Annotated in this window: 23 protein-coding genes; 13 read left to right on the forward strand and 10 right to left on the reverse strand. The window is 74.1% G+C overall.

The features are described 5' to 3' along the window. Window positions 1–74 precede the first annotated feature (74 nt). The 5 genes from BMY88_RS18995 to BMY88_RS19015 all read left to right on the forward strand — a co-directional run bounded on the left by BMY88_RS18995 (window position 75) and on the right by BMY88_RS19015 (window position 5,131). The gene (locus tag BMY88_RS18995; RefSeq protein WP_170861182.1) at window positions 75–728 is read left to right on the forward strand and encodes a TetR/AcrR family transcriptional regulator; all 654 of its coding nucleotides are present in this window, start codon (window positions 75–77) and stop codon (window positions 726–728) included. 105 nt (window positions 729–833) lie between these two features. Then, window positions 834–1,271 carry a VOC family protein gene (locus BMY88_RS19000; protein WP_091947349.1) on the forward strand — a complete coding sequence of 146 codons (438 nt, stop codon included), beginning with the start codon at window positions 834–836 and terminating at the stop codon, window positions 1,269–1,271. Window positions 1,272–1,362: 91 nt separating this feature from the next. After that, window positions 1,363–2,229 carry an FAD binding domain-containing protein gene (locus BMY88_RS19005; protein ID WP_091947352.1) on the forward strand — a complete coding sequence of 289 codons (867 nt, stop codon included), beginning with the start codon at window positions 1,363–1,365 and terminating at the stop codon, window positions 2,227–2,229. Then, window positions 2,226–2,771: a (2Fe-2S)-binding protein gene (locus tag BMY88_RS19010; protein WP_170861183.1), complete on the forward strand. Its 546-nt coding sequence runs from the start codon at window positions 2,226–2,228 to the stop codon at window positions 2,769–2,771. Before BMY88_RS19005 ends, BMY88_RS19010 begins: the two co-directional genes overlap by 4 nt. Continuing rightward, window positions 2,768–5,131 carry a xanthine dehydrogenase family protein molybdopterin-binding subunit gene (locus tag BMY88_RS19015; RefSeq protein ID WP_170861184.1) on the forward strand — a complete coding sequence of 788 codons (2,364 nt, stop codon included), beginning with the start codon at window positions 2,768–2,770 and terminating at the stop codon, window positions 5,129–5,131. Before BMY88_RS19010 ends, BMY88_RS19015 begins: the two co-directional genes overlap by 4 nt. Before the next feature lie 116 nt (window positions 5,132–5,247). Here the strand turns inward: BMY88_RS19015 and BMY88_RS19020 are convergent, their stop codons facing one another. Beyond that, window positions 5,248–6,378, reverse strand: coding sequence for an acyl-CoA dehydrogenase family protein (locus BMY88_RS19020; protein ID WP_091947358.1), 1,131 nt, complete (start codon window positions 6,376–6,378; stop codon window positions 5,248–5,250). Between the two features lie 2 nt (window positions 6,379–6,380). Beyond that, window positions 6,381–7,409, reverse strand: a complete 1,029-nt coding sequence (locus BMY88_RS19025; RefSeq protein WP_091947361.1) for an acyl-CoA dehydrogenase family protein — start codon at window positions 7,407–7,409, stop codon at window positions 6,381–6,383. A 99-nt stretch (window positions 7,410–7,508) separates the two neighbouring features. Here BMY88_RS19025 and BMY88_RS19030 point away from each other — a divergent pair, with 99 nt between their 5' ends. Further along, window positions 7,509–8,552, forward strand: coding sequence for an NAD(P)H-dependent amine dehydrogenase family protein (locus BMY88_RS19030; RefSeq protein WP_091947364.1), 1,044 nt, complete (start codon window positions 7,509–7,511; stop codon window positions 8,550–8,552). On the opposite strand, the gene BMY88_RS19035 is transcribed toward BMY88_RS19030, so the two are convergent. Beyond that, window positions 8,522–9,430 (reverse strand): TIGR03619 family F420-dependent LLM class oxidoreductase, encoded by a 909-nt coding sequence (locus tag BMY88_RS19035; RefSeq protein WP_091947367.1) that lies wholly within the window; start codon window positions 9,428–9,430, stop codon window positions 8,522–8,524. The two genes, BMY88_RS19030 and BMY88_RS19035, sit on opposite strands and share 31 nt — an antisense overlap. 102 nt (window positions 9,431–9,532) lie before the next feature. On the opposite strand from BMY88_RS19035, the gene BMY88_RS19040 reads away from it, so the two are divergent. Continuing rightward, complete coding sequence (locus BMY88_RS19040) at window positions 9,533–10,564, forward strand: LLM class F420-dependent oxidoreductase (RefSeq protein ID WP_211435722.1); 1,032 nt, start codon at window positions 9,533–9,535, stop codon at window positions 10,562–10,564. Window positions 10,565–10,598: 34 nt separating this feature from the next. On the opposite strand, the gene BMY88_RS19045 is transcribed toward BMY88_RS19040, so the two are convergent. Further along, window positions 10,599–10,796, reverse strand: a complete 198-nt coding sequence (locus BMY88_RS19045) for a ferredoxin (protein ID WP_211435723.1) — start codon at window positions 10,794–10,796, stop codon at window positions 10,599–10,601. Continuing rightward, window positions 10,793–12,061, reverse strand: coding sequence for a cytochrome P450 (locus BMY88_RS19050; RefSeq protein ID WP_091947372.1), 1,269 nt, complete (start codon window positions 12,059–12,061; stop codon window positions 10,793–10,795). The genes BMY88_RS19045 and BMY88_RS19050 overlap by 4 nt, the downstream gene beginning before the upstream one ends. Before the next feature lie 138 nt (window positions 12,062–12,199). Here BMY88_RS19050 and BMY88_RS19055 point away from each other — a divergent pair, with 138 nt between their 5' ends. Next, window positions 12,200–12,796, forward strand: coding sequence for a TetR/AcrR family transcriptional regulator (locus BMY88_RS19055; RefSeq protein ID WP_170861185.1), 597 nt, complete (start codon window positions 12,200–12,202; stop codon window positions 12,794–12,796). 21 nt (window positions 12,797–12,817) lie between these two features. Here the strand turns inward: BMY88_RS19055 and BMY88_RS19060 are convergent, their stop codons facing one another. The 3 genes from BMY88_RS19060 to BMY88_RS19070 are packed head-to-tail and all read right to left on the reverse strand — an operon-like array spanning window position 12,818 to window position 15,023. Then, window positions 12,818–13,747: a TIGR03619 family F420-dependent LLM class oxidoreductase gene (locus BMY88_RS19060; protein WP_091947378.1), complete on the reverse strand. Its 930-nt coding sequence runs from the start codon at window positions 13,745–13,747 to the stop codon at window positions 12,818–12,820. Continuing rightward, entirely contained in the window at window positions 13,744–14,571 is an 828-nt protein-coding gene (locus tag BMY88_RS19065) for an SDR family NAD(P)-dependent oxidoreductase (RefSeq protein WP_091947381.1), read from the reverse strand. The genes BMY88_RS19060 and BMY88_RS19065 overlap by 4 nt, the downstream gene beginning before the upstream one ends. Then, window positions 14,568–15,023 carry a nuclear transport factor 2 family protein gene (locus BMY88_RS19070; protein WP_170861186.1) on the reverse strand — a complete coding sequence of 152 codons (456 nt, stop codon included), beginning with the start codon at window positions 15,021–15,023 and terminating at the stop codon, window positions 14,568–14,570. Before BMY88_RS19070 ends, BMY88_RS19065 begins: the two co-directional genes overlap by 4 nt. A 50-nt stretch (window positions 15,024–15,073) precedes the next feature. On the opposite strand from BMY88_RS19070, the gene BMY88_RS19075 reads away from it, so the two are divergent. The 5 genes from BMY88_RS19075 to BMY88_RS19095 all read left to right on the forward strand — a co-directional run bounded on the left by BMY88_RS19075 (window position 15,074) and on the right by BMY88_RS19095 (window position 21,102). Beyond that, a complete protein-coding gene (locus BMY88_RS19075; protein ID WP_091947388.1) occupies window positions 15,074–15,832 on the forward strand; it encodes an SDR family NAD(P)-dependent oxidoreductase in 759 nt (252 codons plus the stop codon). 45 nt (window positions 15,833–15,877) lie between these two features. Then, window positions 15,878–16,684 (forward strand): enoyl-CoA hydratase/isomerase family protein, encoded by an 807-nt coding sequence (locus BMY88_RS19080; protein ID WP_091947391.1) that lies wholly within the window; start codon window positions 15,878–15,880, stop codon window positions 16,682–16,684. Continuing rightward, complete coding sequence (locus BMY88_RS19085; RefSeq protein ID WP_211435724.1) at window positions 16,681–18,306, forward strand: FadD3 family acyl-CoA ligase; 1,626 nt, start codon at window positions 16,681–16,683, stop codon at window positions 18,304–18,306. The genes BMY88_RS19080 and BMY88_RS19085 overlap by 4 nt, the downstream gene beginning before the upstream one ends. A gap of 7 nt (window positions 18,307–18,313) precedes the next feature. Next, entirely contained in the window at window positions 18,314–19,111 is a 798-nt protein-coding gene (locus BMY88_RS19090; protein ID WP_170861187.1) for an acyl-CoA thioesterase domain-containing protein, read from the forward strand. A gap of 284 nt (window positions 19,112–19,395) precedes the next feature. After that, the gene (locus BMY88_RS19095; protein WP_091947400.1) at window positions 19,396–21,102 is read left to right on the forward strand and encodes an HNH endonuclease signature motif containing protein; all 1,707 of its coding nucleotides are present in this window, start codon (window positions 19,396–19,398) and stop codon (window positions 21,100–21,102) included. Between the two features lie 273 nt (window positions 21,103–21,375). Here BMY88_RS19095 and BMY88_RS19100 read toward each other — a convergent pair whose 3' ends face one another. Further along, on the reverse strand, window positions 21,376–22,950 hold the full coding sequence (locus BMY88_RS19100; RefSeq protein ID WP_091947403.1) for an ABC transporter substrate-binding protein: 1,575 nt from the start codon (window positions 22,948–22,950) through the stop codon (window positions 21,376–21,378). Between the two features lie 132 nt (window positions 22,951–23,082). Further along, window positions 23,083–24,204 (reverse strand): NDMA-dependent alcohol dehydrogenase, encoded by a 1,122-nt coding sequence (locus BMY88_RS19105; protein WP_091947406.1) that lies wholly within the window; start codon window positions 24,202–24,204, stop codon window positions 23,083–23,085. Window positions 24,205–24,267 lie beyond the last annotated feature (63 nt).

Raw genomic sequence — 24,267 nt, forward strand, 5'->3', positions numbered from 1 at the left:
AACCGGCCGGCGACGCGGGGCCGGCCCGCCACCTACCCTGGGCTGCCCCACAGCCGATGCCCAGGACGGTCCGCGTGCCCACAGTCCGCAACGACGGGACGCCCGCCGTCCCGCCCCCGGCGTACGCCGGGGACGCACCCCCGGTCGTCGACGGCACCGCGCGGACCATCCTCTCGGTCGCGCGGGCCGCCTTCGCCGAGCGCGGTTTCCACCGGGCGAGCGTGGCGCGCATCGCGGAGGAGGCCGGCGTCAGCGTCGGCCTCCTCTACTACCACTTCGCCAACAAGGAGGGCCTGTACCGGGCCGTCTGGACCGACTACCAGCAGCGGCAGTGGGCGGACACCCGGCAGGCGATCGAGGCCGCGCGGCAGTCGGGGGAGGACGACGGGGGCGCGCTGTTCCTGGTCGGTACCCGCGCCTACCTCTCGCACTGCTGGCAGGCGCGCGACATCGTGCACATGGCCCTCAACGGCGACCTGCCGCCGGGGTTCTCGGCCGAGGACCGGGCATTGAGCCGGTCGTGGCTGCGCGTGCACGCCGAGCTGCTGGAGCTCCCGGAGGGCACCGCGACACAGGTGCTGGTGGAGATGGCGTCGGCGGCGATGGGCGGGGCCTGCCGGGCGGTGGCCGCCTGCGCGACCGAGGCCGAGGCCGCCGTCGTCGTCGATGCCGCGCTGGCCGTGCTGCGGCGGATGCTGCCGGGGATCGCAGAGAACCCGACCGCCTGAGCCGCGAGTGTGTTGAGCGTCTCTCCTCGCAATGATAGCCTCGACTGAGCGCGGTTCAGTGCGAGTGGGGTCGACCCTCGGTCGACGTGTGAGACGGGAAGTGCGATGGCGAAGCTGCGGCATGTTGCGATCCGGTGCGACGACCTCGACTGGGGCGCGAAGTTCTACTCGGAGCTGTTCGAGATGGACTTCGTCAGCCGCGTCGGCCCTCCCGGCGACGACAGCCAGGGCGCGGTGTACCTCAGCGACGGCATCGTCAACGTGGCCCTGATCAAGGTGCACGCCGACTACCCCAACGCCAAGCCGGAGGGCATCAACCACATCGGCTTCGTCGTCGACGACGTCGACGCCGCGGTCGCCCGGGCGGAGTCCCTGGGCGCGGTGAGCATGACCGGCAACATGTCCCGCGAGGAAGCGGCGGCCGCCGGCGCCACGTGGGAGGTCAAGATGAAGACCCCCGACGGCACGGTCGCCTTCGACATCTCCGACCACCACTGGCCGGGCACCGCCGAGCCCGCGCAGGCCCAGGCCGCGACCGCCTGAGCCGGTCCACGTTCCACCGCCTTCCACCACGGCCCCGTGTTCCGCACGGGGCCGTAGTGCGTTCGCGGACCCCTCACGAACTGGAGAGCCAGTGAAGCCTGCTCCGTTCACCTACGAGGCGCCGACGACGCTCGGTGAGGCCGTCGACGTCCTCGGCCGCTACGGCGACGAGGCCAAGGTCCTCGCCGGGGGCCAGAGCCTCGTCCCCGTCCTCGCGTTGAGGCTGGCCCGCTTCGAGGCGCTGGTGGACCTGAACCGGGTCGACGAGCTCGCCTACGTGCGGGAGGACGACGGCGCCGTCGTCGTCGGCGCGATGACCCGGCAGGCCACGGTCGAGGCCGATCCCCTGGTCCGCCGGGCGGTGCCGGTGCTCGCCGAGGCGACCCGGTTGATCGGGCACTTCCAGATCCGCAACCGCGGCACGCTCGGCGGCTCGATCGCGCACGGCGACCCGGCCGCGGAGTACCCCGCCGTGGTCACCGCCCTGGACGCGACGGTGACGGTCGCCGGGCCCTCGGGCACGCGGCAGTTGGCCGCCGCGGACCTCTACGACGGGCCGATGACGACGACGCTCGCCGACGACGAGATCCTCGCCGCGGTCTCCTTCCCGGTCTGGGGCCCGCGCAGTGGCTTCGCCGTGCGCGAGATGGCCCGCCGCGAGGGCGACTTCGCCACCGCCGGCACCGTCGTCGGCGTGACCGTCGCCGACGGGCGGATCACCCGTGCGGCGATCTCCCTGTTCGGCATGGGACCCGTGCCGCTGCGTGCCCGCGACGCCGAGTCCCACCTCGTCGGGGCCGCTACCGCCGGCCTCGACCTGACCGCCGTCGGCGCGGCGGCCGTCGCCGGCGTCGACCCCCCGTCCGACGTCCACGCGTCCGGCCGCTACCGCACCCGCGTGGCGTCCCGGCTCGTGGCCCGCGCCCTCGAATCAGCTCTGCAGGAGGCGACAGCGTGAGCGATCCGCACCCCATCACGATCACGGTCAACGGCCAGGCCCGGTCGGCGATCGTCGAGCCGCGCAAGACCCTCGCCGACGTCCTCCGCGAAGACCTGCGGCTCACCGGCACCCACCTGGCCTGCGAGCACGGCGTCTGCGGCGCCTGCACCGTCCTGCTCGACGGCAGCGCCGTCCGCTCCTGCCTCGTCTTCGGGGTGCAGGCCGACGGCGCCGAGGTGACGACCGTCGAGGGGCTGGCGCCGGCACCCGGCGAGCTCAGCGACGTGCAGGCCGCCTTCCGCGACTGCCACGGCCTGCAGTGCGGCTTCTGCACCCCCGGCTTCGTCGTCTCCATCCACGCCTTCCTCGACGCGAACCCCGCGCCGACCGATGAGGAGATCCGCTCGGGGCTGTCGGGCAACCTGTGCCGCTGCACCGGGTACGCGGGCATCGTCAACGCCGTCCGCCAGGTGGTCCGGGAACGGGCCGGCGGGCCGCCGACCGAGGGCGTGCCGACGGTCGCCGGGCACGCCGTCACCACGCTGCCGAGCGCCCCGTGACCGCGACGCAGGCCGCCCCCGGGTCGGGTGTCGGCCGCTTCCTCGGGCAGTCGGTCAAGCGCCGCGAGGACGCCCGGCTCGTCACCGGGCACGGCCGCTACCTCGAGGACGTGCTCTGGCCCGACGCCTGGCACGTGGCCTTCCTCCGCAGCCCGGTCGCCCGCGGCCGGATCAGCACGCTGGACGTCAAGGCCGCCCGCGCGCTGCCCGGCGTGCGCGCGGTGCTGACCGGCGCCGACCTCGACCCGCTGGTGAAGTCGTGGTGGCAGACCGCCATGGGCAAGGACTCGCCGCAGCCGCCGCGCCGGCTGCTGGCCGCCGACGACGTCCGCTACGCCGGGGAACCGATCGCCATGGTGCTGGCCGAGTCCCGCTACCTCGCCGAGGACGCCCTGGAGCTCATCGACCTCGACATCGAGACGCAGCCGGCGATCGTGTCCGACCACCGCGGCCGGTGGGGTGCCGCGAAGGACGGCGAGCTCGTGCACCCCGAGTACGGCAGCAACGTCGCCTCGACCCTGCCCTATCCGGGGATGCCCGACTCGAACCCGGCCCTGGAGGAGGTGCTCGCCTCGGCGCCGCACGTCGTCGAGGAGACGTTCCACCAGCACCGCTACATCTGCGTGCCGATGGAGACCCGCGGCATCCAGGCCCGCTGGGACCCCGCCCGCGACCTGCTGGAGATCGTCTCCTCGACGCAGAACGTGCACGAGGTCCGGTCCACCGTCTCGCGCCTGCTGGGACTCAGCGACGTGCAGGTGCACGCGCGCGCCGAGGACGTCGGCGGCGCCTTCGGGCTGAAGTGCTTCGTCGACTCCGAGGAGCTCGCCGTGGCCGCGGCCGCCTACTCGCAGCAGTGCGCCGTCGCCTGGATCGAGGACCGCAACGAGAACCTCGTCGCGGGCGGGCACTCGCGGACCGAGGACCTGACCGTCTCCCTGGCGACCGACGCCGACGGGAAGATCCTCGGCATCAAGGGCCACCACGTCGAGGACGTCGGCGCCTTCCCGACCTACGGGGTGGGCGGCAACGCCGGCCTCGCGATGATGATGCTGCCCGGGCCCTACGACGTCGGGCAGTACTTCTACTCGGCCGAGGCGGTCTTCTCCAACACCTGCGGGATGACCCCCTACCGGGGGCCGTTCCTCATGGAGACCGTCGCCCGCGAGCAGCTGATCGACATCACCGCCGCTCGGCTGGGCATCGACCCGGTCGAGTTCCGCCGGCGGAACATGATCCGGCCCGACCAGCTGCCGTTCACCACGCCCACCGGACTGGTGCTCGAGACGATCACGCCGATCGAGACCCTCGACCAGGCGACGGAGATGATCGGCTACGCGGACTTCCGGAAGGAACAGGCCGCCGCGCGCGCCGAGGGCCGGATCCTCGGCATCGGCATCGCCTCCTACATCGAGGGCTCGCCGGCCTTCGGCGCCGCCGGCGCGGAGCAGGTCACGGTCCGGATGGACATGGCCGGCCAGGCACTGGTGTTCATGGGCAGCGGCAGCCACGGGCAGAGCGTCGAGACGACGATGGCGCAGGTCGTGGCCGAGGAACTCGGCATCGACATCGACGACGTCCGGATCGTCCAGGGCGACACGATCTCCTCGCCCTACGGCACCGGCACCGCGGGCAGTCGCACGGCGACCACCTTCGGTGGGGCCGCCCGGATCGCCGGCCAGAAGCTGAAGGAGAAGATCCTGCAGGTGGCGGCGGTCGCCCTGGAGGCCTCCCCGGACGACCTGGAGATCACCGACGGTGTGGTATCGGTCAAGGGCACCCCGGGCGCCGCCATCGGCATGGAGCAGATCGCGGCCATGGCCTACGCCGGCCACACGATGCTGCCCGCCGACATGGAGCCCGGTCTGGAGGCCAAGCACCGGATCCGCAACCCCCCGCTGATGTTCTCCAACGCCTGCCACGCGGCGATCGTCGAGATCGACCGGGACACCGGCGCGGTGGAGATCAAGCGGTACGTGGTCAGCGAGGACTGCGGCAACATGATCAACCCGATGGTCGTCGAGGGGCAGATCACCGGCGGCGTGGTGCAGGGCATCGGCGGGGTGTTCTACGAGCACTTCGTCTACGACGGCGACGGCAACCCGCTGACGACGACGTTCCTGGACTACCTGCTGCCGACCGCGGCCGACGTCCCCGACATCGAGATCGGTCACGTCATCACGCCGTCCAACACACCGGGCGGGTTCAAGCCGATGGGCGAGGGCGGGGCGATCTGCTCGCCGCCGGCGCTGATCAACGCCGTCCGCGATGCGCTGGCCCCCTTCGGGGGGCTGCCGAACGTGCAGCCGCTGACGCCGGAGGTCGTGCTCGACGTGATCGACGGGGTGCCCGCGGTCTGAGGGCGCCCGCAGGGTCGCACCCTGCGGGCGCTTTCCGGACGTTGCCGGCGCGATCTGCCCGGCAACGTCCGGAACCCACCGGCACGGTGGCCGACCCCCGGCGGTCGCGCGCCGGGTCAGCCGCGAGGGAGGCCGAGCAGGCGCTGGGCGACGATCTGCCGCTGGATCTGCTGGGTGCCGCCGTAGATCGACTGCGCCCGGGACCACAGGTACTCGGAGAACGGTCGCTGGTCGCCCACGACGACCGCGGCGCCGAGCAGGTCGTCGACCACGTGGTAGAGCTCCTGCTCGACCCGCGTGGTCAGCAGCTTGTCGATCGAGCCGCTGGAGCCGGGGTCGGCCGACTCCCGGTCGACCAGGGAGCGGGCGACGTGCCACGACAGCACCTGCGCGTCGACGGCGACCGCGGCCAGCCGGCGGCGCAGCACGTCGTCGGCGGGGAGGCGACCGCTGCGCACGGCCTCCTGGGCGGCGGCCAGCACATTGCCCAGCCGCCCGGTCCAGCCCATGTCGGCGGGACCGCGCTCGTAGGTGAGCATGTGCTGGGCGATCTTCCAGCCCTGCCCGCGCTCGCCGACCAGGTTCGCGGCGGGCACCCGGACGTCGTCGAAGAAGACCTCGGCGAACTCGCGGCTGCCGTTGGCCAGCGTGATCTCCCGCCGGGTGATGCCCGGGGTGTCCATGTCGACGACGAGCATCGACAGCCCGCGGTGGCGCGGCTGGTCGGGCTCGGTGCGGCACAGCAGGAGGCAGCGGTCGGCCCACATCGCCCAGCTGGTCCAGATCTTCTGGCCGTTGACGACGAAGCCGCCGTCGGTCGCGGCCGCCGTGGTGGAGAGCCCGGCCAGGTCGGAGCCGGCGCCGGGCTCGCTGAACCCCTGGCACCAGCTCTCCGTGCAGCCGAGCAGGCCCGGCAGCACCCGGCCCTTCAGGTCGTCGGACGCGAAGTCGGCGACGGCGTGCGCGATGTGGCCGATCGGCGGCGGGGGAGGGGCGGCCGCGGCGGCGAGCTCCTCGTTGATCACCGCCTCGTACAGATCGGACAGGCCGCGCCCGCCGTACCGCGGGTCCAGCGACACCGCGACGTACCCCGCAGCGGCGAGTGCCCGGTGCCAGCGGTGGGTGGCCTCGACGCCCTCGGCGCTGTCGTAGGAGACGCCGTCGGCGTGCTCGGCCAGGTGCTCGGCCAGCCAGGCGCGCAGGTCGGCCCGGAACTCGGCGACCTCGGGGGAGTCGGAGAAGTCCACGGTCAGGCTCCCGGAGCGAGGTCGAGGTCGGCCAGCACGGCCTGGTGGGTGTGCTCGTCGCCGAACGAGGTCCGGTCGGTCTGCGCCCGCCGCAGCCACACGTGGACCGGCGACTCCCAGGTCATGCCGATGCCGCCGAAGAGCTGGACGACGTCCTCGCACACCGCGACCCCGGCCCGGGAGGCGAACGCCTTGGCGACCCGCGCCGCCCGCAGCGCCTCCGCGGCCGGCAGCGCGTCGACCGCCCACGCGGAGTGGTACACGGCGCTGCGGGTCGCCTCGACCGAGACGAGGTCCTCGGCCGCGAGCTGCTGCACCGCCTGGAACGAGCCGATCGGCCTGCCGAACTGGGTGCGCGAGCGCGCGTGCTCGACCGCCGCGTCCAGCGCCGCCGACATCGTGCCGAGCAGGTCCGCGACCAGCAGCGTGAGCACGAAGGCGTGCAGCCGGTCGCGGTCGTCGTCGGTGGGCGGGCGCAGCTCCAGGGCCGCGGCCGGGACCGGCGACGTGGGACGGCGGACCGCACGGGTGACGTCGGCGGCGGGCAGCGGCTCGCCCAGCGCGTGGGCCGAGCCGTCGGGGGCGAAGGCCACCGTGGCGCCGGCCGAGTCCCAGGCGAGGGCGCCGTCGGCCGAGGGGGCGAAGTCGAGCAGGCGGGCGTCCAGCAGCGGCGCCACCCGCAGCTCGCCCGCGGCGATCGCCTCGAGGGTCGCGGCCGGGGCGCCGAGGGTCTGCAGCTGCTCGGCGGCGACGAGGGTGCCGAGCACGGGTGCGGCGACCGCGTGCCGCCCCAGCTGCTCCACCAGGACGGCGACGTCGACCGTGCCGGCGCCCAGGCCGCCGTTCTCCTCGCGCAGCCGCAGCGCGGGCCAGCCGGCGTCGGCGATCCGCGCCCAGTCCTTCTCGGACGGCTCGGGCGACCCGACGTCGTGCGGGCCCCGGCCCCGGTCCCAGCCGGCGGCCAGGTCGGCGGCGAGCGCGCCGGAGGCCCGCGCGAACGCGCGCTGCTCCGGGTCCAGGCCGATCTGCATCGCTTCCTCCACCGTCGTCGACGGGTCTATCCTATATAAGATTGGCTTCCGCGTCGTGGCGCAGGTCCCGACGCCCCGGACAGGACGGACACCGAACGCGTGACGCTCCGGATCGTGCAGTGGACCACCGGCCTCGTGGGCCGCAACGCCGTCAAGGCCGTCCTCGCCCACCCCGACCTGGACCTGGTCGGCGGCTACGCCTGGAGCGCCGACAAGGCCGGCCAGGACCTCGGCGTGCTCGCCGGCATCGACCCGATCGGCGTCGCCGCGAACGACGACGTCGGCGCCCTGATCGCCCTGCGGCCGGACTGCGTCCTCTACATGCCGCTGCAGTGGGAGACCGACCACATGGTCCGGCTGCTGGAGGCCGGCATCAACGTCGTCTCCACGGCCAACTTCATCACCGGCCGGTCCTACGGCGACGAGGAGATGGCGCGCCTGGACGCCGCGGCCCGGCGCGGCGGGGTGTCGCTGTACGGCACCGGCGCCAACCCGGGCATGGCGAACACCCTCGGGCTGGCCGCCGCCGCGTTCTGCCGCCGGGTCGACCGGATCTCGGTGCTCGAGTCCGTCGACGCCACCCACTACGCCTCGAAGGACACCTGGGTCTCCCTCGGCTTCGGCGGGCCGCCCGACGCCCCCGGCCTGGTCGAGAAGGTGCGGCAGCGGATGCTCGTCTTCCTCGACGCCGTGGAGATGATGGCCGGCGCCCTGGCCGTGGAGCTCGAGGACGTGCGCTTCGACGTCGAGTTCGCCACCGCCACCACCGACGTCGACCTCGGCTGGATGCAATTCCCGCGGGGCACCGTGTGCGGGCTGAAGGGCCGCTGGTCCGGGGTGTCCGGCGGCCGGGCGGTCATCGAGCTCGGCCTGCTGTGGCGGCTCGGATACGACATGGAGCCGGACTGGCCGGTCGAGCGCGGCTACGTCATCGACGTGGACGGCGTTCCGGACGTGCACCTGCGGGTCTCGGCGGAGAGCGCCGACCTCGCCGACTACGGGGCCAGCACCGCCGACCCGGCCGTCAACGCGATCCCCGCGGTGGTGGCGGCCGCGCCCGGGCTGGTCACGGCCGATCGGCTGCCGCTGGTGACCGCGCGCGGGCTGGTCGCTCAGAGCCGGGTCAGCACCCGGTCGGCGTAGCGGGCGATCCACTCCTCGGCCCCGGCGAGCGTCGCCGTCGTCGGGGCGTTGACCACCAGCTGGGTCGCGCCGCAGGCCGCCAGCTCCCCGGCCAGCGGCACGTGCGCGTCCATCTCCTCGGCCGAGCCCGCTCCGGGCATCGAGTACATGATCCGGTCCGGTGCGGGTCGGCCCCGCTCGTCCGCGTACGCCCGCAGCTGCCCCACGTAGCCGGCGAAGTCGTCCAGGCCGTCGAGGGCGCGTGACCGCAGCGCCGCCGAGGAGTCGCTCGGGTTCGGCATGGGCAGCCACCCGGCGCCGAGGTCCACCACCCGGCGCAGGCTCAGCCTGCTGTTCCCCCCGATCCACAGCGGCGGCCCGCCCGGCTGGGGGGACGGCGGCACGGTGACCGTGCCCCGCGCGGAGAAGTGCAGCCCCGCGTGGGTGACCGGCTCGCCGGTCCAGGCCTGCCGCAGCACCGTGACCGCCTCGTCGAACAGTGCGTTGCGCTCGTCCCAGTCGACGCCGAGGGCGTGGAACTCCGCCTTGAGGTAGCCCGCCCCCACGCCGAGGTCGAGCCGGCCGCCGGACATCGCGTCCAGCGACGCCGTGGTCTTGGCCAGGTGGAACGGGTTCCGGTAGGGGAGCACCACGAGGTAGGTGAACAGCCGGATCCGGCTGGTCGCGGCGGCCGCGAAGGCCAGGCCGAGGAACGGGTCCACCGTGTCGTGACCGCCGTGCTCCCGCCACGCCTGGGACGGCGCCGGGTGGTCGGTCATCGTGAACCCGGCGAAGCCGGCCGCCTCGGCCACGGCGGCCAGCCGGCCGATCGCGGCGCCGTCGTAGAGCCACGCCGGCACCGGGGCACCGTGGTAGGGGGTGCCGTAGACGACGTCCATGCCGGTTCGCTCCTCCTGGGCACCCGATTGGTCTTCCCAGGCAATGATATACAAGAAAGGTCGTGGGGAGGTCCGGCCGGCGCACCCGGAGGAGGAGCGGGCATGGGGTTGCAGCTGGGGGTGGCCCTGGGTTACTGGGACGCCGGTCCGCCGCCGGGCGTGGCGGACCTCGTCGCCGAGGCCGAGCGGCTGGGGTACGACTCGATCTGGGCCGCGGAGGCCTACGGCTCGGATGCCCTGACCCCGCTGGCCTGGCTCGGCGCCGGGACGACGCGGGTGCGGCTGGGCACCTCGATCGCGCAGATGGCGGCCCGCACCCCCGCCGCGACGGCGATGGCGGCCATGACGCTGGACCACCTCTCCGGTGGCCGCTTCGTCCTCGGTCTGGGCGCCTCCGGTCCGCAGGTCACGGAGGGCTGGTACGGCCAGCCCTATCCCAGGCCCCTGGCGCGCACCCGCGAGTACGTGCAGATCGTGCGCACGCTGGTGGCCCGCGGCCGGTCGGAGTTCACCGGCGAGCACTTCACCCTGCCGGTGCCGGGCGGCACGGGGCTGGGCAAGCCGTTGCGCTCGACGCTGCACCCGCTGCGTGCCGACCTGCCGATCGTGCTGGCCGCCGAGGGGCCGAGGAACGTGGCCCTGGCCGCGGAGATCGCCGACGGCTGGCTCGCGATGTTCTACAGCCCCTACGACGACGCCCTCTACCGGGCGGCGCTGGCCGAGGGCTTCGCCCGGGAGGGTGCGCGGCGGTCCGCCGAGGACTTCGAGGTCTTCTGCCGGGTGAACGTCGTGATCGACGACGACGTCGAGGCCGCGGCCGACCGGGTACGGCCGTACCTGGCCCTCTACATCGGCGGGATGGGTGCCCGCGGCGCCAACTTCCACTACGAGGTCTTCGCCCGGATGGGGTTCGAGGCCGAGTGCGCGGGCATCCAGGAGCACTACCTGGCCGGCCGCAGGGACGAGGCGGCGGCGGCCGTGACGACGACGATGGTCGAGCGCGTGGCCCTGGTCGGCCCGCGCGCCAAGATCGCCGAGGAGCTCACCGTCTGGCGGGAGTCCCTGCTCACCACCATGACGGTCTCGGCGGACGTCTCGCAGCTGGCCGCCATCGCCGAGCTCGTCCACGGCTGAGCCGGGGTGGGGCCCGGGCGGGCCCCGCCCCGGCTCAGCCCTCCGCCAGCTCCAGTGCCGCCACCGGGCACTCCGCGACGGCGTTGCGCACCGCCTCCGGATCCGCCTCCGGATCGCCGATCACCGCGACGACCGCGTCGTCCCCCACGGCGAAGACGCCGGGGGCGGTGTAGACGCAGGCCCCCGTCGCCAGGCACCGGTCGCGGTGGACCTCGACGCGCACCGCCGTCACGCGCCCGTGCGGATGGGCAGGCGGGTGATGCGCCGGGCGTTCCAGTGTCCGGAGTCGTACTCGACCTCGCCGTCGATCCGCGCGGTGTCGCCGAAGCGGCGGCGGAACTCGTCGAGCATGAGCTTGCCCTGCACCTTGACCAGGTTGAGGCCGATGCACAGGTGGGGGCCGGCGCCGAAGACGAGGTTGCCGGCGTGGCTGCGGGTGATGTCGAAGCGGCGGGGCTCGGCCCACTTGCGCCCGTCGATGAACGCGGTGGCGAACAGGGGCATCACGAAGGAGCCCTTCTCCATGACCTGGCCGCCCAGCTCGACGTCCTCCAGCGGGAACCGCGGGATGCCGCCGAACTTGCCGTGGGCGCCCCAGCGCAGCACCTCGAGGATCGCGTCCTCCATGAGCTCGGGGCGCTCGCCGAGCAGGGCCCACTGGTCGGGGTGGGTCAGGAACGCCTGCAGGGCCAGCGTGTGCAGGTCGACGGCGGTGTCGGCGCCGGCGACGACCACGGCGATGACCACGGACACGATCTCCGCGTCCGACAGCCGCTGACCGTCGACCTCGGTGGCGACGAGCGTGCCGATGAAGTCGTCGCTGCCCCTGCCCGCCTCGGCGGCGGCGCGGTGCTCGGCGACGCTCTCGAACAGGTACTCGAGGCCCGGGATGGTGCCCTGGATGTAGGTGTCCCGGTCGGCGGCGTACATGGGGTTGGTGGCACGGACGGCGTTCCAGCCCAGGCCGTGCACGAACAGCGACTCCGCCTCGGCGGGGACGCCGACCATGCGGGCGATGGCCCGGATCGGGATCTTGTCCGCGATGCCGGTCGCCGCGTCGAACGCGGTCTGGTCGGGGAGCTCGTCGAAGACCTCGCCGATGTTGTCCCGGATGCGCGCCTCGATCTGGTCCATCACGCGGCGGGAGAACGCCGGGGCGGTGAGCCGGCGCAGCCGCTGGTGCTCGGCCGGGGAGACGTTGAGCATCGAGTGCTGCTGGACCTTCTCGTAGAGCGTCCACTCGGACTCCGGCGTGGATGCCGGGGCGTTGTTCCAGTCCGTCATCCTCGTGCTGAACCGTGGGCTGCGCAGCACCTCCTGGGCGTGCTCGTGGGAGGTCACGAACCACATGCCCATGTCGCGGTGGTAGGCGACCGGGTACTCGCGCAGGAGCCGGTCGAGGACCGGCCACGGGTCCGTGGAGAACTCCGGTGTGAACGGGTTGTACACGGAGAAGTCGATCTCGACCCGGTCGGTGCCGGCCATCGTCGCGGTCATGCTCGCCCCAGTCGTCCTCGGCGGCCCGGCGGGGCCGCCTCCGGCGGATGGCGCGCGGTGCGCGCCGTTGTGACCCCCATCATGGTGATGATGGTTGATTGAGTCAACGCCGTTGGCAGAAAGGGCATACTCGGGTCCGTGACCGAGACCGACGCCCCGACGACGGTGCGCCGCGGGCCGGGGCGCCCGCCGTCGACGCACGCCCAGGAGGCGATCCGGGTGGCCGCGCGGCGGCTGTTCTCCGCCAAGAGCTACGGCGGCGTCTCGGTGCGCGAGGTCGCCGCGGCGGCCGGGGTGGACCCCTCGCTGGTGATCCGGCACTTCGGCTCCAAGGAGGCCCTCTTCCTGCAGACGATGACCGTCGACGAGTCCTTCCGCGGGCTGGTCGAGGGGCCGCTGGAGGAGCTCGGGCGGCTCATCCTCGAGCGGCTGCTCACCGTCCGCGGAGGCGCGGCGGTCAGCACCTACGCCGCCCTGATCGGGGCGATCGACCGTCCCGAGGTGCGCAGCTACCTGGAGGCATCGGCCGACCGGCACGTGGTGCGTCCGCTGGCCGAGCGGCTGACCGGTCCCGACCGGCACCTGCGGGCCCGCCTCGTCGCGACCCAGGTCAACGGCCTGCTCTTCGACCTGCGCGGCCGCCCGGACGCCGGGCTGGCCGGCCGGCCGACGGCCGAGGTCCTCCAGGTCTACGCCCGCGCGTTGCAGGCGCTGATCGACGACCCGACCGCCTGACCCGTCGGCCGACCGCCCGACTCACCGGCCGACCGCCTGCCGGAATGCCGCCACCAGCGGGCCGAGGACCTCCTCGACCGCGGCCTGACCCCCCGCGGGGAGCGGCACCTTGCCGCGCAGGTCCGTGTAGCCGGCCTCGGCCAGCGGCCCGATCGCGTCGACGGTGGCCGGCACGTCCACCCGCCCGTCCGCCGTCGCCACGGTGGGCAGCGTGCCGACCACCTGCAGGCCCGCCGGGTCGCGGCCGAGCGCGGCCACGCCCTCCCGCATCCGCCCGATCGCGGCGGGGTCGGCGGCGTCCGGGCCCCAGGGGATCCAGCCGGTGCCGTACCGCGCGATCCGGCGCAGCACGGCGCCGTGCAGGGTGCCGCTGACCCAGATGGGCACACCGCCGGGCTGCACGGGCTTGGGCATCTGGTGGATGCCCTCGAACGACAGGTGGGCCGAGGAGTGCGAGGCCCGCTGGTCCCGCCAGAGCGTCGTGACGACGTCGAGGGTGTGGTCGAGCAGCTTTCCGCGACCCTCGAACGGCAGCCCGGCGGCCTCGTACTCCTCGCGCTGCCAGCCGGCGCCGACCCCGAGGTCCAGCCGCCCGCGGGAGAGGACGTCGAGCGTCGACGTCGACTTGGCCAGCACGACCGGCCGGCGGAGCGCGGCCACGATGATGTTCGTGCCCAGCCGGACGGAGCCCGTCATCCCGGCGACCACCGAGAGCGTGGTCAGCGGTTCCAGCCACAGCCCGTCGGGGCCGGTCGGCTGGGTGCCCCCGGCGGCGCCGCCGATCTCCGGGCGGCCGTACTCCTCGAGGTTCTCCCCGAAGACGACGTGGTCGGACAGCACCACCCGGTCGACGCCCGTGACGTCGGCCGCGCGCGCGACGGCGAGCAGGTGCTCCCAGTCGCCGGGTGGCTCGGCGGCGTAGGAGGGGAGCGTGATCGACAGCTGGGTCATGCGGGGTCCCCGCCGAGGATCGCGTCGCGGGGATCGGTCAGGGGGATCAGCCCCTCGTAGTCGACGAACGAGCGCAGGGTGTTGCCACCGTCGACGGCCAGCAGCTGGCCGGTGGTCCACGACGACTCGGGGCCGGCGAAGTAGCGGACCGCGGCGGCGACGTCGTCCGGCTCGCCGTGCCGTGCGATCGGTTGCTGCTCCAGGAAGGACGCCATCAGCGGCTCGTTCGCGAACGACCGCGCGGTCGACGGCGTGCGGGTCATCCCCGGCCGCACCGCGTTGACCCGGATGCCGTAACGGCCCAGCTCGTCGGCGGCCACCCGCACCAGCTGGTCGACGGCGGCCTTGCCGGCGCTGTACCCGGCCAGGTAGCGCGCGGAGAACGCGGCGGCGGTCGAGGAGATGGCCACGAAGGAGCCCGACCCGGCGCGCAGCATGGCCTGCCCGGCGTACTTCAGCAGCAGGAAGACCGGCCGCACGTTGCCGTCGACGTCGGCGCTGAACTCCTGGTCGCCGTAGAGCAGGACCGAGGACATCCGCGCCGTCCCGGGGACGACGACGGCGATGTGCAGCGCGCCCGCGTCGTCGGCCGCCGCGGCGACCGCGTTCCGGACCGAGCCGGCGTCCATCGCGTCGCAGACGACGGTCGCGACCTCGAGCCCCTCGCCGGCGAGCTCCTCGCGGGCGGCCTCGAGCTTCGTGGCGGTCCGTCCCGCCAGGGTGACCGTCGCGCCGTCGCGGGCGAGCAGCCGGGCGCTGGCGAGGCCCAGGCCGCTGCCGCCGCCGACGACGATGGCCCGCCGGCCGTCCAGCGCGCCGCTCATGCGACGCCACCGGGGAGCGCGTCGACCGGCCGGGTCTCGGTCCACTCGATCCGGCCCACCCGCTCGGCGATCCGCCAGGCGCCGTCGTCCCCCCGGCGGTAGCGGTCCCGGTAGCGGAGGAACATCACCAGGTCCGTGCCGGCGGACCGGGACAGGTGGTGGGCCAGGCAGTAGACGAGGCCGGTCGCCTCGTCGCCGTCGGGCTCCGTGCCCACCTGGCCGAGCAGGTGGAACGTGCGGTCGAAGCGCTCCGCGAGCCGGCCGGGCACCGCGGTCAGCGCCCCGGTGCCCCGCAGGTCGGTCGACGGCCGGTCGCCGTCGGCGGGGTAGTGCACGGCCAGCCGGCCGTCGGGCGTGAAGACCGCGGCGAAGGCGGCGGCGTCCCCGTTGTCGGCGGCGGCGGCGTAGCGCCGGCTCAGGGCGCCGAGCTCGGCATCGGGGAAGGGAGGCACACCCCTGCCTATCCTGCCAATGATTGATGGTCAAGGGAGGCGGCGGAGTGATGACGAGGAACGGCCTGGACCTGTCCGGGCGGGTGGCACTGGTGACCGGGGCGGGGCGGACGGTGGGGCTGGGCATCGCGGAGGTCCTCGCCGGCCTCGGCGCGCGGGTGGCGGTCAACGACCTCGACCCGGCCTCCGCCGAGGCGGCGGCGGCGGGCATCCGGGGCCGGGGCGGCGAGGCGGTTGCCGTGCCCGCGGACGTCACCGACGACGCCGGCGTCCGGGCGATGGTCGCCGAGGTCGCGACGCGGCTGGGCCCGGTCGACGTCCTGGTCAACGCGGCGGGCATCCCCGTGGGCGCGGCGAACGGGCAGTTCGTCGACACCGACCGCGCCGAGTGGGACGCCTGGATCGACCTCAACCTGTACGCGCCGATGCAGGCCGCGCACGCCGTCCTGCCGGGCATGCGGGAGCGCGGCTGGGGCCGGGTGCTCTCGATCTCCTCGTACGCGTCGCGGGCGGCCAGCCGCAACGGGCTCGCCGTGTACGGGGCGGCGAAGGCGGGCCTGGAGTCCTTCACCCGGCACGTCGGGCTGGAGTCCGCGCCCAGCGGCATCACCGTGAACGCGATCGCCCTCGGCACGATGTCCCACCTGCGCGGAGAGCCGGCGCCGCCCGAGCACGCCGCCGCCATCCCCGTGGGCCGCTTCGGGACGCCGGAGGACGTCGGCTGGACGGTCGGGTTCCTGGCGTCGGACCGGGCGGCCTGGATCACCGGTCAGACGATCCAGCTCAACGGCGGCGCGTACATGACCTGAGCGCGGCGCTGGTCACCGGCAATCCGTTCATCTTTAATACGTTGCGTGACCTCCTCTCCTGTCGACGGCCTGACGGTCACGCGCTCCGGTCGGGTGCTGCACGTGCAGCTGAGCAACCCGCGGCGGCGCAACGCCCTCACCGACACCTCCATGCGGGGGTTCGTCGACCTGCTCGAGGCGACGCAGAACGACGAGTCGGTGGGCGCGGTGCTGCTCAGCGGCGAGGGCGGCGACTTCTGCAGCGGCTTCGACATCGTCGGCCGCAACTCCGGTGACGGGGGGCGCCCGCGGGTCGGGGCCATCCAGCGCCGGCTGCCGTCGCAGGCCCACCGGCTGATCCCGCAGCTGTGCGCGCTGCAGGTGCCGGTGGTCAGCGCCGTCGCCGGCTACGCGGTGGGCCTGGGCATGCAGCTCGCGCTGGCCAGCGACTTCGTCGTCGCCGATGCGACGGCGACGTTCTGGCAGCCGTTCGTCAGCCGCGGGATGACCCCCGACGCCGGCGCCACCTGGCTGACCACCCGCGCTGTGGGGCCGCTGCGCGCGCGGCAGCTGCTGCTGCTCGGCCGCCGGCTGGACGCCGACACCGCCGCGGAGTGGGGGATCGTGCACGAGGCCGTGCCGGCCGGCGAGGCGGTCGAGCGCGGCACGGCGCTGGCCACCGAGCTCGCCGCCGGGCCGACGGTGGCCCTCGGGCTGACGAAGGCGCTGATCAACTCCGCCGCCGACTCGACGCTGGCCGCGCAGCTGGCCGCGGAGGGCCTCTCGCTGGAGCTGTCCTCGCGCAGCCCCGACTTCAAAGAGGGCCTGGCCGCGTTCGTCGGCAAGCGCCCGCCGGAGTTCACCGGCCGATGACCACCGCTGAGAGGGGCGACATGGACGCGCTGACCGCGACGGAGCGGACCATCCCGCAGATGCTCTTCGCCGGCGCGGAGCGGTACGCCGACTCCCTGGCGGTGGCCGACGGGGACGTCCGGCTGACCTACGCGCAGCTGCGGGACCGGGCGCTGGAGTTCGGCCGCGGCGCCCTGGCGCTCGGCGTCCGGCGGGGCGACCGGGTGGGCCTGTGGGCCCCCAACACCCACCGCTGGGTGGTGGCCTCGCTCGGCCTGCACCTGGCCGGCGCGACCGTGGTGCCGCTCAACACCCGGTACCGGGGGTCCGAGGCGCGGGAGATCCTCGCCCGGGTCCGCGCCCGGTTCGTCGTCGTCCAGTCCGGCTTCCTCGGCTACGACTACGCGACCGCCGCGCTCGAGGCGCTGGACGGGGACGAGTCGGTCCTCGACGACCTGACGGTCGTCGACCTGGGCGCCGAACGGGGCGACGTCGAGCGCGGTGTCCTGGGGTGGGAGGACCTGCGCGAGCGCGCCGCGACGGTTCCCGAGGACGAGATCCGCCGGGCCGCCGCCGAGGTCGAGCCGGACGACCTCAGCGAGATCATCTTCACCTCGGGGACGACCGGCCGGCCCAAGGGCGTGCTCATCCCGCACGGGCCGGCGCTGGACCTCTACGCCACCTACGCGCAGGTGTGGGGCCTGCGCGAGGGCGACCGCTACCTCGTGGTCCTGCCGTTCTTCCACACCGGCGGCAACAAGGCCGGGATGATCGTCAGCCTCCAGCACGGGCTCACCGTCGTCCCCATGGCGGTGTTCGACGCCGACGAGGCGCTGCGGCTGATCGAGACCGAGCGGATCTCGATCATGAACGGCTCGCCGACGATCTACTACGCGCTGCTGGAGAGCCCGCGGCGGGAGTCCACCGACCTGTCGTCGCTGCGCCGGGCGGCGACCGGGGCGGCCGTGGTTCCGGTGGCGCTGATCGAGCGGTCGCGGGTCGACCTGCCGTTCGAGCGGCTGGTCACGGCCTACGGCATGACCGAGTGCATCGGGACGGCGACCATGTGCCGGGACGACGACGGCGACGAGGTCATCGCGAACACCAACGGCCGCGCGGTGCCCGGGGTCGAGCTGCGGGTGGTCGACCGCGAGGGCCGCGACCTGCCGCCGGGGGAGTCCGGCGAGGTGCTGATCCGCGGCGCCAACGTCACGCCCGGCTACTGGGAGGACCCCGACGCCACGGCGGCGGCCATCGACGCCGACGGCTGGCTGCACTCCGGCGACATCGGCCACCTCGACGCCACCGGCAACCTGAAGATCACCGACCGGCTCAAGGACATGTTCATCGTCGGCGGGTTCAACGTGTCCCCGGCCGAGGTCGAGCAGGTGCTGGCCCGGCACCCCCTGGTGTCCGAGGTCGCGGTGGTAGGCGTGCCGGACGATCGGCTGGGCGAGGTGCCGCGCGCGTACGTGGTGCGTCGCCGCGGCGCCGAGGGCACCGCCGAGGAGCTCATCGGCTGGGCGAAGGAACGGCTGGCGAACTTCAAGGTGCCTCGGTCGGTCGAGTTCGCCGATGATCTGCCGCGCAACGCCAGCGGCAAGGTGCTCAAGCGCGAGCTGCGGTCCGCCGTCGGTGGGTGAGCCGGCGGTGGCTGAGGCGGCGGCTGCCTGGCCCCTCGGGCCGCTGCCGGCGGTCGTCGGGGGAGAGGTCGCCGTCCCGATCGGGCCGGAGATCGCCAACTCGCGTGGTGCGCTGTTCGGTGGGTGGTTCCTCGGGCTGGTCACCGAGGTCGCGCAGGAGGTGACCGGGCGGCGGCTGCGCGACCTCGCGGTCAGCTACCTGCGGCCGGCGCCGGCGGGAGCCGACCTCGTCGTCCGGTCATCGGTCGTCGAGCCGGCGGGGTCGTTGGCGTCGGTCCGGATCGAGGCGCGCGCGGAGGGGGAGCTGGTGCTGGTCGCCGTCGCGCTGACGGGTCCGGTGCCGGATTCGCCTTCCGGCGCCTCGCCGCCCGCCGACGTCCCGCCACCGGACGCCTGCCCGCCGCGGACGTACGCGTCGGGGCCCGGGACGGGCGCGTCGGTGCTGCTCGACGTGCGGGTGGCGCGGGAGACGGTGGACGCTCGCGTCGGCAGCTCCGCGCTGCTGTGGGGACGGCTCCGCTGCCCGGTCGACGAGCAGGTGCGGCTCGCTGTGCTGAGCGACCACGTGCCCTACCTGCTGCGCCGGGCGCTGCCGGAGGTCGGCGGGGTGGCGACGGTCGCGGCGTCGGTCCGTGCGACCGGCGCGCCCGTGGGGGAGTGGGTGCTGCTGGACGTCGGCCTGGTGGCGCTCGACGAGCGGCTGGCGGTGGGCCGGGCGTCGATGTGGTCGGACGGCCGGCTGGTCGGGGTGGCCGAGCAGACGGCGCGGCTGTTCCGGCGGCGCTCGTCGCGGGTGCCGGGCTGAGCGGCTCGGCGGCGCTCATAGCGTGCGCCGCGCTCAGCGACTCGGCGGCGGTCGTCGCGGGTGCCGGGCTGAGCGACTCGGCGGCGGCGCCAGGGCGCCGGGCTCAGTAACTCGACGGCCTCGTCGGGGCGCCGCGGTCTGCGATTCCGCGGCGGCGGCTTCCCTGCTCGTGCAATTGTGCGGAATTGCCCCTGGGCAATTCCGCACAATTGCGTTTCGAGGAATCTGCAGGTCGCGTTAGCGAGGACCCTGGAACTGTCGTACCTCGAACGTATGTTCGGGTCATGTCACGGATCGCCGGTTCGGTGTCGCTCGCGGAGGGCGTGCTGGTGGACTGGGCGGTCGGGGAGCCGGCGTTCCTGCCGCGGTTGCCGGTGGAGTTGTTGTCGCGGGAGCAGCTGGCGGTGGAGTTGGGGCGGGTGGTGGCGCAGGAGGCGCAGCTGGCCGCGTACAAGGCGGAGTTGGTGCTGGGGCTGGCGGATCTGTCGCCGGAGGCCGATGACCCGCCGCCGGGGGTGCGGGGTGGCCGCGGGTCGTGGGGGGCGGCGGCGCGGCCGGAGGGGGTGTCGGAGTTTCTGCCGGCGGAGTTGTCGATGGTGCTCAACTGCGGGCGGGGCGCGGCGGCAAGGCTGATCGGCCGGGCGTTCACCTACCGGACCCGGTTGCCGGGCACGTGGGGGGCGCTGGCGGTGGGGGTGCTGGACGAGCCGCGGGCGAAGGTGCTGGCGGAGGTGTGTGAGCAGGCGTCGCCGGAGGTGGCGCGGGCGGTGGAAGCGGAGCTGCTGCAGGAGGCGACCGAGTTGTCGCTGCGCCGGTTGCGGGAGAAGGCGGCCGCCGCACTCGCCCGGCTGGACGCCGACGGGATGGACGCCCGGCGGGAGCAGGCGCAGAAGGCTGCGGATGTGCGGGTCTATTCCTCGCCGCGGGAGGGGATGGCGACGGTGGCCGTGGAGCTACCGGCCGACGAGGCGGCCGCGGTGCACGCGATGGTCGATGAGCTGGCGCGGATGCTGAAGGCCGACGGGGACGACCGGCCGATCGGGCAGCTGCGCACCCGGGTGCTGGCGGATCTGGTGCTGCGTCCGTGGGACACCTCCCGGCCGGCGGTGACCGCGCAGCTGCACGTGTGGGCGGCGCTGTCGGCGCTGGCCGGCACGTCGACGCAGGCGGGGGAGGTGAACGGGTCGGCCATCACCGCCGGCCACGTACGCGACCTGCTCCGCCGGTTGGACGCGCTCGGGGTGCGGCCGCCCGAAGGCGGATCGGTCACCGTCGGGGTCACCGACGAGGAGGGGGCGCTGCTGGCCACCGCCACGCTGGAGGAGCTGCGCCGGCTGGCCCGCCGCGGCTGCCCGCAACACCCCGATCGCCCCGACGCCGGCGGCACCGGCGGCCCTGGCGGCTCTGGCGGCTCTGGCGGCAGCGGTGACAGCAGCGGCAGCACGGGAACCGGAACCGGGGGCGGCGAGCCGGGTGGCTGCGGGTGCCCTGTGCTGGCGCGGCCGGCGGCGGTGGACCGGTACAGCCCGAGTGCGGCGCAGGACCGGTTCGTGCGCACCCGCGACCGCACCTGCCGGTTCCCCAACTGCGGGCAGCGGGTCGGCTGGGCCGACCTGGACCACGTGGTCCCGCACGCCTGCGACGGACCGACCGACTGCACCAATCTGTGCTGCCTGTGCCGCAGCCACCACCGGCTCAAGACCTTCGCCCGCGGCTGGCACTTCCAGATGAGCCCCGACGGTGTGCTGACCGTGACCACCCCGACCGGGATCACCCGCACCACCCGCCCCCCGGCGATGCGGCCACTACCTGAACCACCCGCCGCGGACCCCGAGACCGAACACGGTGAGCAGGGGCAATCGGCCGGCGATGGAAGCCGACCGCCAGGCAGGGCCCGCCCGCTGAGCACCGGGGAACTGATCAAGAGATGGAAGAAGCCCGAGCCCCGCGGACCCGACACCCCGCCCGACGCCGACCCCGCGCCCTTCTGACCCACCGCCGGATCAACCGGGAGCCCGGTCGAGGAGTCGCACGCGCACCGGACGGCTGCGCCCGAGGCGACACATCGCCGTGGCGACAGGTGCCCCTGGCGACACGTCCCCATGTCGACGTGTCGCCCGCGGGTCTGCCGCCGGCTCGACGTGGAAAGGCGCCCGCCGGGCCCTGGCGCACGGGCACACTGCCGCGGTGACCACCCGGGCGGCGCGGGTCGGGGCGGGCGCGACCACCGGAGGCCGCACCCGCCCCCCGTCACGGGTGACGCGTCACTCGTTCAGCCACATCCCGTCGACGAGCACCGTCCCGGCGCCGGAGACGACCACCCCCTGCAGACGGTCCTCGCGGGTGATGACGGTCTCCTCGGTCACGGCGACGAGCAGCACCGGGTAGATCTCCGCCGTCCGCTCCTCGGCCCGCTGGTAGGCATCCCGGCGCTCGGCCTCGTCGGTGGCCGCCCGAGCGGCGTCGAGCGCCTCGTCCAGCTCGGCGTCCTCGATGCCGCTGTAGTTGGAGAAAGACGACGAGTGCAGGTGTGCCCACCACTGCGGCTCGGGGTCGACGAACTGGACGCCGGCGGTGATCGCCTGGTGCGACTTGCCGGTCAGCGCTCCGGTGGCCCCCGCGAAGTCGCGGTTGTCGATCTCCACCGTCACGTCGTCGTAGGCGCTGAGCTGCGTCTGGAAGGCCTGCGCGATCCCGGTGGAGTCGGGGGTCGGGAAGGTGACGATGCTGAAGGACACCGGGGTGCCCTCGGCGGCCAGTTCGGCGAAGAGCTCCTCGGCCCGCTCGGGGTCCGGGCCGGGCAGGTGGTCGCCGGTGTGGAAGGGCGAGTCCTCGCCGAACCAGGAGGTCGGGACCGTCGCCTGCCCCTCCCAGACCGCCTGGCTGACCGCCTCGAGGTCGATGGCCTTGTAGACCGCCTCCCGCGCACGCGCGTCGTCGAAGGGCGCGACGGTCGTGTTGAACAGGAACTCGGTGCCGCCGTTGGGCGTGTTCTCGGCGGCGATGCCGAAGCCGGCCTCCTCGGCACGCGCGGTGATCTGCGTGCTGCCGTTGAGGATCGCGTCGGTGGCGCCGCTCTGCAGGCCGTTGTACCGCTGGTCGGCGTCGTTGGCCACGCTCAGCGTGAGCCCGTCGAGGTAGGGCTTGGGTGCGTCCCAGTACGCGTCGTTCCGAACTAGGCGCAGCTCGCCGCCGCGGGTCCAGTTCTCCAGCACGAAGGGCCCCGCTCCGATCGGGTTCGCGTCGAACGCGGCCTGCCCCTGCGTCAGCGCCGCCGGCGAGCCGATCCAGTTGAGCGCGCTGGTGGTGATGGCCCCGCCGAAGTTCGGCGTCGGCCGGTTGAGCGTGAACTCGAAGGTCAGCGCGTCCACCGCCGTCAGGTCCCCGAGGCTGAGACCGACCGCGAGGACCGGGGCGCGCAGGCCGATGTCCTTGGCCCGGGCCCAGTTGGCCCGCACGGCCTCGGCGTCCAGCGGGCTGCCGTCGGAGAACGTCAGCCCCTCCCGGAGCGTCATCCGGTAGGTGCTGCCGCCGTCGGTGGTCTCCAGGCTCTCCGCCATGGAGGGGCTGAGCTCGCCGGTGACCGGATCCTGGGTGAACAGCGCCCCGAACAGCGCACTGCCCACCAGGGAGTTGGTGGTCAGGTTGTTGCCCAGGAAGGCTGGGTCCAGCGTCCGCGGCTCGGACACCAGCCCGATCATGGCGGTGCCGCCCGCCACCGGGTCGCCGACGGGTGCGCCGGCCGAGCCGCCCTCGTCGTCGTTCCCCCCGCCGCAGGCGCTGAGCGCCAGGGCAGCGGCGGCCAGCAGGGCCAGGGGGCGGTGCCATCTGCGGTGCATCGGGATCCTCGTCTTCTGCGAGAGGGGGCCGCCCGGGGCTGCGCCTCGGCCGGGGTGCTGCCCGGCGTCCCGCCGGGATCGAGCGACGCCGTCGATGCGTGGACGGCGGGGGAACGGATCAGCGCGCGGCGGTCAGCCGTGGACGACGACCCCGCGGATGTTGCGACCCGCGCGCATGTCGGCGAAGCCCTGGTCGAGGGTGTCCAGCGTGTAGCGGGCGGTGATCAGCTCGTCGAGCTTCAGGTGCCCCTGGCGGTACATCTGGAGCAGCGCCGGGATGTCCCGCGAGAAGTTGGACTCCCCGAACAGCGAGCCCTGGATGCGCTTCTGGAAGAGCGTGAGGTGCCGGGTGGACACGGGGAGGCTGTGGTCGTCGGCGGCCCGGGGGAGGCCGGTGAGGACGACGGTGCCGGCCTTGCGGATGGAGTCGACCGCCTGCGCGACCTGCTCGCCGGTGACGATGCCGACGCACACGACGCAGGAGTCGGCGCCCTGCCCGTTCGTGTAGCCGCGGGCGATCGCCGTCGCCTCCTCCATGGTCGCGGCACCGTGGGTCGCGCCGAACGAGCCCGCGACCTCCCGCTTCGCGTCGACGGGGTCGGTGGCGATCACCACGGACGCCCCCGCGTGCGCCGCACCCTGGACGGCGTTCATCCCGATGCCGCCGACGCCCATGACGATCACCACGTCCCCGGGCCGCACGTCCGCCGACCGCACGGCCGAGCCCCAGCCGGTCGGGACGCCGCAGCCCAGCAGGGCGGCGACCTCGAGCGGGACGTCGTCCGGGATCTTCACGGCGGACTGCACCGACACGGTGGAGTGCCGGCTGAACGCGGCGACCCCCGCCGCCTGCCCGACCGGCGCGCCGTCGAGCGACAGCCGCCGCGTCCCGTCCGGCCGGACCCCGGCCAGCACGAGCGCGCCGTTGTCGCACAGGTTCTGCCTGCCCGAGGCGCACCAGCGGCACATCCCGCAGGCGGGCAGGAAGCTCATGACGACGCGGTCGCCGACCGACCACCCCGGCGTGTGCGGGCCGACCTCCTGGACCACGCCGGCCGCCTCGTGCCCGCCGGCCATCGGCAGGGCGCCGGGCGGGAGGACGAGGTCGCCGGTGGCCATGTGGTCGTCGGAGTGGCAGAGGCCCGCTGCGGCCATCTCCACCAGCAGCTTGCCCTGTCGCGGCGGTTCGAGGTCGAGGTCGACCACCTCCCACTTCCCGGGCTGTTCGAAGAGGACGGCTGCCTGGGTCCGCATGGGCGGGCACTCCTCGGTCGCTCATGGTCCGGCGCCGTCCCGGGTGGACGGCGCGGGTGGTGC

The sequence above is a fragment of the Trujillonella endophytica genome (assembly GCF_900110555.1).
In the GTDB taxonomy this organism is placed as follows: Bacteria; Actinomycetota; Actinomycetes; order Mycobacteriales; family Geodermatophilaceae; genus Trujillonella; species Trujillonella endophytica.